9 protein-coding genes are annotated in these 12308 nt (G+C 38.8%); 2 read left to right on the plus strand and 7 right to left on the minus strand.

The window, feature by feature from the left end:
• Positions 1 to 437: 437 nt before the first annotated feature.
• A complete protein-coding gene (locus tag PARA125_RS06240; RefSeq protein WP_213157871.1) occupies positions 438 to 1748 on the plus strand; it encodes a hypothetical protein in 1311 nt (436 codons plus the stop codon).
• A gap of 641 nt (positions 1749 to 2389) precedes the next feature.
• Here PARA125_RS06240 and PARA125_RS06245 read toward each other — a convergent pair.
• The 7 genes from PARA125_RS06245 to PARA125_RS06275 form a co-directional block, all read right to left on the minus strand.
• Positions 2390 to 2596 carry a hypothetical protein gene (locus PARA125_RS06245; RefSeq protein WP_213157872.1) on the minus strand — a complete coding sequence of 69 codons (207 nt, stop codon included), beginning with the start codon at positions 2594 to 2596 and terminating at the stop codon, positions 2390 to 2392.
• A gap of 159 nt (positions 2597 to 2755) precedes the next feature.
• Positions 2756 to 4390 carry a DUF4116 domain-containing protein gene (locus PARA125_RS06250; RefSeq protein WP_213157874.1) on the minus strand — a complete coding sequence of 545 codons (1635 nt, stop codon included), beginning with the start codon at positions 4388 to 4390 and terminating at the stop codon, positions 2756 to 2758.
• 516 nt (positions 4391 to 4906) lie between these two features.
• Positions 4907 to 6340 (minus strand): protein tyrosine phosphatase family protein, encoded by a 1434-nt coding sequence (locus tag PARA125_RS06255; RefSeq protein ID WP_213157875.1) that lies wholly within the window; start codon positions 6338 to 6340, stop codon positions 4907 to 4909.
• Positions 6341 to 6453: 113 nt separating this feature from the next.
• Positions 6454 to 6882, minus strand: a complete 429-nt coding sequence (locus PARA125_RS06260; protein WP_249274226.1) for a SufE family protein — start codon at positions 6880 to 6882, stop codon at positions 6454 to 6456.
• Positions 6883 to 6945: 63 nt separating this feature from the next.
• Complete coding sequence (locus PARA125_RS06265) at positions 6946 to 8412, minus strand: S10 family peptidase (RefSeq protein ID WP_213157876.1); 1467 nt, start codon at positions 8410 to 8412, stop codon at positions 6946 to 6948.
• A 196-nt stretch (positions 8413 to 8608) separates the two neighbouring features.
• Entirely contained in the window at positions 8609 to 8884 is a 276-nt protein-coding gene (locus PARA125_RS06270) for a DUF167 domain-containing protein (protein ID WP_213157877.1), read from the minus strand.
• Between the two features lie 105 nt (positions 8885 to 8989).
• Positions 8990 to 10543: a hypothetical protein gene (locus tag PARA125_RS06275; RefSeq protein WP_213157878.1), complete on the minus strand. Its 1554-nt coding sequence runs from the start codon at positions 10541 to 10543 to the stop codon at positions 8990 to 8992.
• A gap of 250 nt (positions 10544 to 10793) precedes the next feature.
• Here PARA125_RS06275 and PARA125_RS06280 point away from each other — a divergent pair, with 250 nt between their 5' ends.
• Complete coding sequence (locus PARA125_RS06280) at positions 10794 to 11963, plus strand: hypothetical protein (RefSeq protein ID WP_213157879.1); 1170 nt, start codon at positions 10794 to 10796, stop codon at positions 11961 to 11963.
• Positions 11964 to 12308: the final 345 nt, after the last annotated feature.

Below are 12308 nucleotides of genomic sequence, written 5' to 3' on the forward strand. Positions count from 1 at the left end.
AAATGTGAGGAAAGAGATAGGCATCCTTAGATGAGCTTAAGCTAGAAACAGTTGAAAAAAAGCTTCAAAAAAACTTTAGCTAAAATCAAAAAGATGGATTGTTGAAAGCATTTTTGCCTAGCTAAAGAAATTTCGACGATTAAGCCACAAGGGGAATATAACTCACGCCTTCAAGCTTTAAATAGGAGGCCTGAGAAATATATAGAATAGGATCTGAGAAGTTGAGCCATTTACGCTAGGTCCGTAGGCACTCTCTTATACGTTAACAACTCCCTATTTTTCTTCCAAATTGCCTTACTTGCATAAGATAAGGGGTTTTACTTTAATCCACTATTAAAAGTGTTTATGTTTGTCTCCTCTTTAATTTTTCTTAACAATTTACTTTTAAAATATTTGGTAAATTAATTTTAAAATTTTTAATAAAAATAGGAGGAGCTATGCATATAGATTTTAATCACATCGATCCATCTTTCCCTGTTTATACACAAAAGGGAATTTACAGAACTTTTACAGGGAAACCCGAAAAAGGATACAAAAAAGTTTCTTCTAATCAATTAGTTGAATTATTTTCCGAGTATGCAAAAAAGAATGAAACTGCCGTTTCCCAGTCCGATCTCAAAAAAATGAAAAAAATAATCAAGCCAATTGCCAATCAACAAATGAAACAGACAAATAAAGTCTGCCGCGCGATAGGGAATTTTTTTTCCCGATTTAAAAATTTTTTCTCAGGTAAAGGCTTCTATTCGTCCCAATATCTTCATGAACAAACTACCACAAACGCAAAAAACCTTATCACCCTTTTAAATGCTAAAAAAGAGAAGGTCAAAAAAGATGAGGATAACCCGGCAGAAAGCCTACCAAAAGCAGAGGCAGAATTACCCGATGAAAAATCTGTAAATGACTCCACGCACCCGCAGCCTACGCCTATCGACACTCCAACCGAGCCATCCGTACCTGCTGATACCCCCATCCCCTCTTCTACCGAGAAATCTGCCAATACGAAAATCGAGCCAGAAAAGGATCCTTCCCAAAAAGCTGAAGAAGAAGTTGATGGATATCCCGATGCTCCTTATGACGAAGGTGACTCTACCTTTGACCCTTCAGAAAATGAGGGAGAATCTTCTGCTACGGCTAAAAAGCTTGCAGGCCTTGCCGCTAATCCTACAGAAAGGATTGATACATCCGATCCAACCATTCAAGAAAATAAAGCTGCAAAACAAGCATTGAAAAACTTTTTAAGCCATATCACCCTGAAGGAAAGCCAAAAAGCAGTAGAGAAATTATGTACTTCGCCTGACTTAGGCCCAGAATTTTATCCCAAATTTTTCCTTGAATTTCAGGATATTTTGAAGGCTTTACACCGATACGTTTCAACCGATCAAGAAAACGAGCTGCCTTCTCCTTTGCAAGCTCATAAAAAAATAGAAAATGAGGCCACTAAAGCAGAAGAAAACCCAAGCCCCAGGAATTGGAGGAACGTTCTCAACCGAATTAAGGCCTATGTTTTTCCTGCCAATCTGCCTAGCACGCAGCTCACTTTCAATTTGTATGGGTTAATGGAGGATTATGCCCCTGCGTTTCCGCAAGGCCCAGCTTTGATTAGTTCCATGGAACAATACCTTCGAGGCATGTTAACAAAATCTCGAAAGGATCCTGAAAAAATTAGGTTTATGGATGCTTTAAAAAACTATGAGGAAAATCAGCCTTTCCAAGATACCCTTAAAAAGCTAGCTCAAGACTTAGCTTAATTTAAAAATTTCCCTCTCCAACCGGCCACGGGGAGAGGGAAGCTTTTTTAATCATTCTTCTAGAATGTCTAAATGAGCCGCAAAGATTGCGACGGTATCTTTAATAAATTGATACTGCTCGGGAGTTTGCACCAGTTTTCCGCGGAACGTGCGCATTCGCATAATCCTTTCTGGAAAATTTACATAGCATTTCTAGCTTTTTCCTACCTTACTGTAATGGAATCCAATCTAGGGCTCTTTTAAATAGCCTATTATAGGTAGCGATTTCTGGATTAAGTTTATCCTTAAATGCTTTATGAACTTTCCTAGATTTTATTGATGGCGTCTTTTTGTCGCTTTTTTTGGCTGAAGAATTGGGAGTATGAAGGGAGGGTTGAGATTTAGAATGCTGGTATTTTATAGGTACTTGGGGGGGACAAAGAAACGATATTCCATTAGAAATAATCTTTATTAGCTTGCCTAAAAAAATCTTTTTTTTCAAATAACAAATTTATTTCTTGGATGGTTTAATAAAAACCCAAGAAATACCTGAGTTTTAATTTAATTATATTAAGCCATTTGAAAATATTATTTTTTGTGTTTTTGTTTAGCTATAATAATGACTGTGTTGAAAAATCGGTTTAAAAATTTAATTAAAATTTTCAAAAATACTTATTTCTTATTTCTCCAGTTGCCAATCTTCTCATCTTGGTGAACAGAATGCATCTGAATCTGCTTTCAACCTTCTGACGTTCAATTGTTTTGGAAAAGAATCGATCGCCCCATAAAAGTTTCAAACTGGAAAAGGCCGTTTCCACTAAACCCCGGTGATTATAGCCTGTCAGTTTTCCCCCCAAGTAACCTAGCATGTCGATTGCCTCCAATACCTAATATTTCCGATATGGCTATATCTCTCTCTCCATTTTTGAATTTATATCTTACATTCTTTGGAGGTGGAATTAAGGGTTTAGCTCCCTTCTATTTGATGGCTTTGCGTGCCTTCTGCCTATCGTATCCTCCATCGGCAATCACTGGTTTATGAATTCCCTATCAGATTTAAGCTGTACAATGGCATACACAAGCGCCCACCCGCTCCGCTGAACAGCGGCAAGCACTACGTCCCTATCGACTTTAAGCTGTACACTGGCATATTCAAGCGCCCACCCATTCTGCTGAACAGCGGCAAGTACTACGCCCCTGTCGTCTTTAAGATGCTCGCTGGCATATTCAAGCGCCACCCCATTCTGCTGAACAGCGGCAAGCACTACGTCTCTATCGGCTTTAAATTGCTCGCTGGCATACTCAAGCGCCAATCCATTCTGCTGAACAACAGCAAGGATGAAGTTTTTATCGGCTTTAAGCTGTTCGTTAGCATACTTGAACCCCAGCACATCATGCTGAACAACAACAAGGATGAAGTCCCTATCGGCTTTAAGCTGTTCACTGGCATACTCAAGCGCCAATCCATTCTGCTGAACAGCGGCAAGCACTACGTCTCTATCGGCTTTAAACTGTTCACTGGCATACTCAAGCGCCAATCCATTCTGCTGAACAGAGGCAAGCACTACGTCTCTATCGGCTTTAAACTGTTCACTGGCATACTCAAGCACCAATCCATTCTGCTGAACAGCGGCAAGCACTACGTCTCTATCGCCTTTAAGCTGTTCACTGGCATACTCAAGCGCCAATCCATTCTGCTGAACAGCGGCAAGCACTATGTCTCTATCGCCTTTAAGTTGTTCACTGGCATACTCAAGCGCCAATCCATTCTGTTGAACAGCTGCAAGCACTATGTCTCTATCGGCTTTAAGCTGTACACTAGCATACTCAAGCGTCAATCCATTCTGCTGAACAGCGGCAAGTACTACGCCCCTATCGGCTTTAATTTGCTCGTAGGCATACTCAAGCGCCAGCCCATTATGCTGAACAACGACAAGGATAAAGTTTTTATCTGTTTTAAGCTGTTCGCTGGCATATGCAAATGCCAGCCCGCTCCACTGAACAACGACAAGGATGAAGTTTTTATCGCCTTTAAGCTGTTCGCTGGCATACTTAAGCGCCCGCCCATTCTTCTTAACAGCGGCAAGCACTACTTTCTTATCATCTTTAAGCCGTTTGCTGGCATACTTAAGCGCCCGCCCATTCTTCTTAACAGCGGCAAGCACTACTTCTTTATCATCTTTAAGCCGTTTGCTGGCATATTTAAGCGCCCGCCCATTCTGCTGAACAGCGGCAAGCACTACTTCTTTATCAACTTCAAACCGTTTGCTGGCATACTTAAGCGCCCGCCCATTCTTTTTAATAGCGGCAAGCACTACTTCTTTATCATCTTTAAGCCGTTTGCTGGCATACTTAAGCGCCAATCCATTCTGCTGAACAGCGGCAAGTACTACACCCCTATTGTTATATTTCCTAGTAGCAAAATCATAAATTCCTACAATAATATTTCCTACAACAGGTATTAAAAGGACAATACAACGGGGCAAACTTTTTTGCTGTAAATGAGTATAGTAGCGGCTTTTCGAAATATCTGCTTTTTGCTTCAGGCGAAGAACAACGCATTTCTGGAATAAATCAATCAAATTAGTTATTACACTTACAATTGGAACGTAGTCAGATACTTTATCAGCTTTTATTAATAAATCAACGCTATTTGTTTTCATTTTAATTACCGTAATTTACTCGCCTAATAAATTATTAGCAACAAACAACAGATTAAATATCAATAAAAAAAGAAAATCTTGTAACGATTTAGAATCAATATTGACATAATAAGAGTAAAATAAGGAGTGAGGAATTGTCTGTTACATCCCTCTTGGGGTAAGCTTAGAGGGTGGAGAAAAAAGTAAGCATAAACTAAGACACCAAGTTGAACTAATTCCAATATTTAAGCTATAGAGAACAGCTTTTTGCCCAATCATCAGGGTAAAGGTCCTGAAGTTTAGTGGCAGAATGGTCTAAAAGACGCTTCATTCAAAAAAACTAAGCCTTTCAGACTATGCTTAAGCTGCCTTTACGTTAAATTAGGGCTCGATAAAATTTTCCCGACATAAGCTTACTCTTTATTTTCTCAATGAATTTATCAATAATCGGAGGTTTTTTTGACGAATCAGCAATCGTTTTGCTGATAGTGCTTCTCATCAGGCGTAGTATCAAAATGCGGGAGAGCTTCTTTTTCATCATTCTTGTAGAATTTCTAAGGGAGTTGCAAAAATGGCTACCGTGTCTTTAATAAATTGATACTGCTCGAAGGTTTGCACAAGTTTTCCGCGAAACGTGCGCATGCGCATAATCCTCTCTGGAAAATTTACATAAATTTCCTTTAGGCTTTTCCCTTGATGGATTTTTTCATTAATCTCTGTACATAAACTATGAATGGCAATAAAAGTTCCGGTACGGCCTACGCCTGCACTACAGTGACATAAAAGAGGGCCCTCGATATGCTTCTCGAAAACCTTTTTCAAAAAAACTTCAAAAATCGCATCATCAGGCGCTTCAAAATCAGGCCAATTGATATAATGCAATTGGGTTACACGTCTGATCTCTTTGCCTTCTTTTGAAAACACAAAAGTTCGCTCCACAATTTGTTCAGTTTTACACCGGTGAGTCGCTATAAGAGAAACTTCGTAGCCATTATCTAATCTCATCGGAAACAGCTGACTTTCCCAATACCTGGTAGTTTTTCTTAATTTCTCGTTTTTTGATTCTTTTATACAATTAACTAAACAGACTACCACTTGCACACCCTCTTGAATAAGAAGAGTAAAGAAATCGGGAATTGTTTCTTGGATCGGCTCTTGGGTAGAGATGTAGGTTTTTTTACCCAACTCAATTAAGCTGGCGTTAATATAATGCGTGCCATCTGAATTGCCAAAGAAATTTTGATTATAAGGAAGAATGTTAGAATAGCGGTTTTTTCTCATACAAATAGGCCTCTGAGATAGATCGCAGACATATCCCTTCTTCTCTGTTAATTCATTTTCGACAAGTTGATCGAGTGCCATCCATTCTTCTTCTACTGGTGCTATCGGTTGGACAATAAGCTGCTCTAAAGAAATATCAAATTTTGACAAAAGGGTTTTAGAGGAAGAACTAAATTTCTGAATGGCTTGGATCCCTTTTTCCGCAGCCTCTGCTGAAGAACCGAGAAGATTAGAAATAAAAAGGCTTCCGTGCAGAATTTCGTCTAAATCTTTATAAAGAGGGGATGAGGATAAAGGCTTCTGTGTGCCAATTGATAAAAAGGTTTGAGCAAAGCGAGAGATTTTAGCTAGGCTTTCCGCTTCTTCAGATGAAAGATAAGGCTCAGGCCCCGGTTTATAATGCGCTCCAAACATTAGCTTCTCTATCAGCCTTTTGTTCTCTTTCATTTCCGCTGAAATGGGTCCTAAACCTTTTTCACAAGATTGGAAAGCATCGATGACTTTTTTTTGGTTAATCCATCCCTTTCCTCTGCACCAATAGATAAGGCGATAAATTCCCCTCACAATCCATAAGGCGTGAAGATTTACACATTGAGAGGCCTGTCTTAAGGTGAATTTCCTGTCAGCTATTTCAAATTCTAATAACTGGGTATAAATAGACTTAAAACGTGAAGAGATCTCATTATTCATATGGCATCCCCCGTGTAAATGCATGAGTGGTCACCATACACCCTTCATATCCTCCACTGCAATACAAATTTAATAGCAGCCGACAAGCTTAAACTGTTAAAGTTGATGGGAGCTTATCTTTTTAACAGAAATTTTAGCGCATCTTGTTTCATTCTCAAATGGATGCTGTACAACCCATTTGCTCGGTTGGGTGTCAAGCTGGCACTGATTCCTAGCACTTCCAGATAATCTGGAGGACATTTTAAGATGGTCTCAGGAGTTTCTCCACTATAAGCTTGAATTAAAATAGCCGCTAATCCAGAAGATATTAAAGCGTCGGACTCTGCTTCAAAATAAACTTTTCCTTCTTCCATGTAAGAATGTAAATACATGGTGCTTTGGCAACCTTTAACCTTGTTTTCAGGAATTTTTAAAGCTTCTAGGAGGCGAGGCAAGCCTCTTCCTAACTCAATAATTTTTTGGTATTTTTTCTCCTCTGTCAAGCATGCTTTGAAAATTTCTTTTAGCGTATTTTGTTTTTCTAGACATGATACAAACATCATTTAACCTTTATTGCCCTCAAGCTTTGTTTAATAAGCATCGGATGCTTTTTGCTAAATTCGCCCTTAGTTTTTTCTCGCGAAACGCTTTTTTATTTGCTCAGATAATTTGATTTGCGCGGGTGTTTCTAAGTAAATCATATGCCCTGAATCATAAAAGTGCGTTTGAATATTATCCTTCAAAGTTTGTTCTAAGCCTAAATGGTTTACGACATAATGAACACTAAAATAAGGGATTGCCAAATCATAGCACCCGGCGGCAATCAAAACTTGCAAACCTCGATTTTGACTTAAGATCCTCGCCAGGGTTGAAGATAAATTGAGATAACGATTGGAAGCCCCACTATACTCCCACGGATGGACTTTCCCTAATATCTCATATTTCAGGTCGTTTTTCCAATTTAGGTCTTGAAAAAAGTATTGATTTAAAGCCGCAGCAAATTTACCACCTATCATTTTTTCGCCAGGATCAGCTTCACAATTCGTATAATAAGGCTCTCTTTCTATTCCCATTAAACGGCAATCAAAACGACCTATCGATCGATGTTCCTTTCTAAAAAGTTCTTTTCTGAATTGGTGGGGAGCAATCCTTAAGCGATTTAATAAGATGTAATCCCTATTCAATCCTGTATAATAAGCGATTTTATCGGCGATTTGTTGTTTACCTTTTTCGTCCAAGTAATCCCCTTGCAAAAGGGCATGTCCGTAGTCGTTTAAAACAAAAGCTTCCACCTCTTCTAAAACTTTTTGCAACGGGCGGTTTAACAATTGCCTTGGAAGCTTCTGGTGGTACCAAGCTGCCGCCGTATAAGAGGGCAAGTATAAAAGGCTAGGCAAATCATTTCCATCGCCGAACCCATAGATTGTCTGATAATCAATCACAGGTGAAATTAAAACAAGTCCCTCCAGCTCTATTCGATGCTGATTGGCTAATTCTTCCACCATGCCTATGGCACGCGCGGCGCCATAGCTCTCCCCAATTAATATCTTGGGTGAACCCCATCGGTTGAATCGAGTCACATAAAGTCTGATAAACTCAGACATCGCTTTGATATCCGCCTCATAGGCGTGAAAAGATTTAGGATCTTCTCCTTCTGCGCATGTGCTAAAACCACTTGACACAGGGTCGATAAAAACTAAATCCATTTGATCCAAAAGAGAGTGGGGATTCTGCTCTAAAGAATGCTTGGGGAGATTAGAGAATAGGTCGTCAAAAACGAGGCGCTTGGGACCAAATGCACCTAGATGGAGCCAAACAGAAGAAGAACCTGGCCCCCCATTAAAACAAAAAGCAATGGGTCGCGCAGGATTATTCCCATCTGTGCGGGTATAAGCAATATAAGACAAGAAAGCCTTCGGTTTTTTGTTTTCGCCTTCAACCGCTAAGGTTCCCAGCTGAGCGGTGTAGGGAATAGATTTATCCGCTAAAAGCAGGGTATGCTTAGTCTCGGTAGTTAAATTTTTAGCTTCACTTTCTATACCATAAACCGCAGAAAGTAAGCAAAAGAGCCCCATAAAAATCAAGTGTGTCATGATTTCCTTCCATAAAAAAGCGTGATGAAAATAAGTTTAAAGCGAAGGGGATTTAGCGTCTATCTTTGATTAGCTCTGCCGAATAGATGGGCACCCCAGGACAAGAAAGGATAGGGAAATAGAGCTTTCAGAGTCTTAACTTGCCTATATGCTTTTGAACAATGAGACTCCGCTCCCCCTAATTGATTAGAGAAGTTTAATTCATCCATTCATTTATTTTTTCAATTAAGGCTTCATAATCCATCCCTTCAATTTGAATCAATTTATGCCGGCTCGTTTCCCCTTGAATAATTTGAATGTGTTGCTGTCTTATTCCTAAAAATTTTGACAAGAATTTGATGACAGCCTCATTCGCCTTTCCCTTCTCTGGCGCCGCAGAAATATGAAGTTTTAGCTTATGATTTTCCCAGCCTGCTATCCCCTTTTTTGAGGAATTTGGAATCACTTTAATGGAAAGGGTTGTTTTCAACATAGGCTTGTGCTTATTTAATTTATAATGGATTTAAATTTTACGAAACGCATTTACTAGAAAATAACTTGAAATCAACTAGTTTAAGAAGTCCTGTTAAATACACTTTTAACGGTTTTCGCTGCTTTCTTCCTTTGCTTGCCCTTTGGTAATTTCCCAAAAATGCAACAAATGATTGCGTAGTGTTTTAGTTTTTAAAATTGCAAATTTTGATTTTTTAATATATTCAGGCTGTGAATAAAAACTTAAAATTTTCTGAAATTGTTGCATGGTATGTGTTGCATCGCCACATTGAATCTGCATAAAGTTTGAATCTAAAATAAAGCCTTTATTTTCGTCTAACTTAATGTAGTTAATTGCATGCCCCTTAGTCTCGCTGCTGTAAAAAGTCACCAAATAAATTCCCGGCCTTAATTTCGAAATGTTTTGGAGATAAGATCCATTATTTGCATGCGCGGAGCAATGTCCCATCACTTTTTGCACCGATTTTATATCTAAATCACGCGCACGCGCTATCGCTTGAAGGCGAACATGGTCAAAATGATGTCTCATGATGAGCAGAAGTGCCGATCTGATGAAGGGATTAGATAATTGACACAATGCGGGGATTAAATTTCTACCATTAATTTTACAGGTTTCTTTGGATGCTTGCGGCATCAGCGCTTGTTTATATTCTAGAAAAGACACTACCCAGTTAAGCTGATTTATCTCCTCCGCTCTCCCTCTAATCAAAACTGATTGATTGGCTTTTGGTTCTCTTACAGCATCCCGATATTTTTCATTAATTTTATGCAAAGCTGCTCGGTGGAATTCAGATGGATTTTTCACTGCCCAGGAATCCTTATAATTTTCATCAGGTCTTAACCATTTCGATTCAAATTTTTCTTGTCCTTTGCATAACCGAATTTCTTCATTTATAAGGTCTTTTATATAAGAGTTTTTTAATACCAATCTACGCCCGCTAGGAGAAGCTGGATCTGCTAAACTTAAATGGGGATCGAGTAGGCACAATATACACCGAACAACAAAAAAACTTGTTTTAAAATAAGGGTAATTGACTCCGCTGGCAGATATTTCCTGTAGATCGTTTAATATATTTAGGAAAAAAGCTGAATATTCCTTTTCGTAACTAGCTTGGCTATAAACAGCCTGATTGGCCACCGCTTCAGCCGATCCTCCCTTTCGATGACTTTTAACAATCTTTTCTATACTTTCGTTTTTAATTAAATACCTTTGAGCTGTATCTAAACTGATCCCCATACAAATTCCTTCCAGAGGAATGTCGAAATTTTTAGAAGGATCAATTCTAATGCTTTTATCCTCTCTACATTTTTCGATTAAATTTACACAGGCTCGATAATCTTTTTTATTTACAACCACTGACGGCCTTGCGACATTATAGGCCCCTCCCATGAAATCTTTCCCAAAGTACCGCTTAATTTTATTTTCTCCTAAGCTTAGATCAAGTTGCACAATTTTTATTTTAAATAATTTTGATTGGTTTCCTTTCGTCATTTTGTGGGCAAGAGTATAGGCAATTTTTAAAAAGTAGGGTTTTATGTTTTTTAATTTTGTAATCAAAAAGCCTTTAAGTTTTCCAAAAAAGTTGGAACAGCGGTGCACAAGAGGAAAAGGGGCAGAGTGAAAAGGATTTACATTCATTTTTGGCTCTCTAATAAAGATCAATTAAAAATATTAAAAATAATATTATATTTATTTCCCACAAAATTGTCAAAGAAACTTTTACGAGGAGTTAAGCTATTGCTTCCCTAAGTTAAAAAAATAAAGCAACTCCGTTTGATTTAACACTTGGAAAATTTTTAGGTCTTGTGATAAAGGTTTTTCCCTAGAAAACTTTGCAAACACTTTCATAAAAATACACCTCATCTTTACGCGTTTACTAGGAATTAAAATGCTAGCGCTTACCACAGAAAATGAATTCATACAAATCCCCTTCGCAAACTTAAAGATGCCCTCATACAGAGCATATGGGTTACGAAGAGCAGTCAATGCTTGGCCTCGTCCAATCAACGCGATCGTGACTACATTCATCCTGGACCAACCTTGGACAGTAGGAACCGAGGCTCTTGTAAGCATATGTATAAATATGGCTAAGATCGGTTATGAGCAGTTAAATACATCCGAAGATTCTAGCCCTAGTCATCGCATAAGACTTAAAGATAGAAAAATTGAATTTTTAGATCTAACTCCTGAGATTCTTGATTCAATTTTTCATCTACTTGCTTTGGCAGATAGGCGTGCTCTAGCCTGCTGCTGCAAAGCGATGAACGCCACATTTAAAGAAGGGCTTTTACACAATTTAACAGAGGCTGAGATCAGCAGCGCTGCATTCGATCATGTGAGAAAAAAATTTCACGCCTCTGCTTTGATTGGTCAAAGGATAGCGCAAAACAAACGAATCCTATTATTGAATAAATGCTTGTCTACTTTAGGGCCAATCATCAAGACATTTCTAAAACACCTGGGTTTCAGTGGAGGAAGTGTAGCTTCCTTTTTGATTAGAAAATATTTGCCTGCTATCACACAAGGTGACGTCAACGCATATAATGCAAAGCTGCCTATCCGTATGCCTTACAACTGTTGCGGCATACAAGGCACTTACACCATCACTAAGCCCACTACCCTAGAAAAGTGGGAGAAAGTTAGAACCCTCTCTTCTGCCATCGCCGCCTTAATCCAATTAGGCTGGATCCTTAAAGATTGTTATTCGGGTATACGCTTTCTTGCCAAAAGAGGATGGCAGGTCAAAGATAAAGAGGTTTTAGAACTATTGCACTATCCAAAAGCTCTTGCTAAGGATCGAATTTTGAAACAATTTACCATTCGGCAAACCGGCCGCGTTCCTTTATTCCCCTGCGTGTCGAGTGCCGGATTGCGAATTGACTATTTTGACCAAGCAAGAGAGGATTGGAAAACTTTCAGCGAGAAGAAAACTGAATTGCAGTTTGACATTTCGGCTTTTATAACTATTCAAAAAAGAATAGCCCAATTAATTGAAGAGGGTAGCCTAACTCCCGAAAATATTCTTCACTTCAATGCTTCTTGGATGGAAAGACCATAGGTAAGAGGAGCTTTCAGCAAAATGGCCCTCCCATAAAGTTGGAACTCTCTGGTTTTAAGGACAAAGCTCGGGCCGCTTTCGCCTTAGTCTGCGTATGGTTTACTTAGCTCAAAAGAATGAATAACTGTTTGGCTTTATTTTGGGCACATATCAAGATTTTTACAGAAAGCTTGATAAGGATTGCCTGCTAGTAGAACAGCTGAAAAATAACTTTATAAAATTATAATAAAAAAACCCTAGCAACAGGGTTACTAGGGTTAAAGGGTTCCATTTAAAATGGAGTAAAAAAGACTTGGCGGCGACCTACTCTTCCACACTCTTGCGTGCAGTACCATCGGCGATAAA

Origin of the sequence: Parachlamydia sp. AcF125, assembly GCF_018342475.1 — a bacterium.
Classification (GTDB): domain Bacteria; phylum Chlamydiota; class Chlamydiia; order Chlamydiales; family Parachlamydiaceae; genus Parachlamydia.

Excerpts from the sequence above, each read along its gene's own strand:
- PARA125_RS06240 (WP_213157871.1), top strand. The coding sequence starts at position 438 with ATGCATATAGATTTTAATCACATCGATCCATCTTTCCCTGTTTATACA.
- PARA125_RS06245 (WP_213157872.1), bottom strand. The coding sequence starts at position 2,596 with ATGCTAGGTTACTTGGGGGGAAAACTGACAGGCTATAATCACCGGGGT.
- PARA125_RS06250 (WP_213157874.1), bottom strand. The coding sequence starts at position 4,390 with ATGAAAACAAATAGCGTTGATTTATTAATAAAAGCTGATAAAGTATCT.
- PARA125_RS06255 (WP_213157875.1), bottom strand. The coding sequence starts at position 6,340 with ATGAATAATGAGATCTCTTCACGTTTTAAGTCTATTTATACCCAGTTA.
- PARA125_RS06260 (WP_249274226.1), bottom strand. The coding sequence starts at position 6,882 with ATGATGTTTGTATCATGTCTAGAAAAACAAAATACGCTAAAAGAAATT.
- PARA125_RS06265 (WP_213157876.1), bottom strand. The coding sequence starts at position 8,412 with ATGACACACTTGATTTTTATGGGGCTCTTTTGCTTACTTTCTGCGGTT.
- PARA125_RS06270 (WP_213157877.1), bottom strand. The coding sequence starts at position 8,884 with ATGTTGAAAACAACCCTTTCCATTAAAGTGATTCCAAATTCCTCAAAA.
- PARA125_RS06275 (WP_213157878.1), bottom strand. The coding sequence starts at position 10,543 with ATGAATGTAAATCCTTTTCACTCTGCCCCTTTTCCTCTTGTGCACCGC.
- PARA125_RS06280 (WP_213157879.1), top strand. The coding sequence starts at position 10,794 with ATGCTAGCGCTTACCACAGAAAATGAATTCATACAAATCCCCTTCGCA.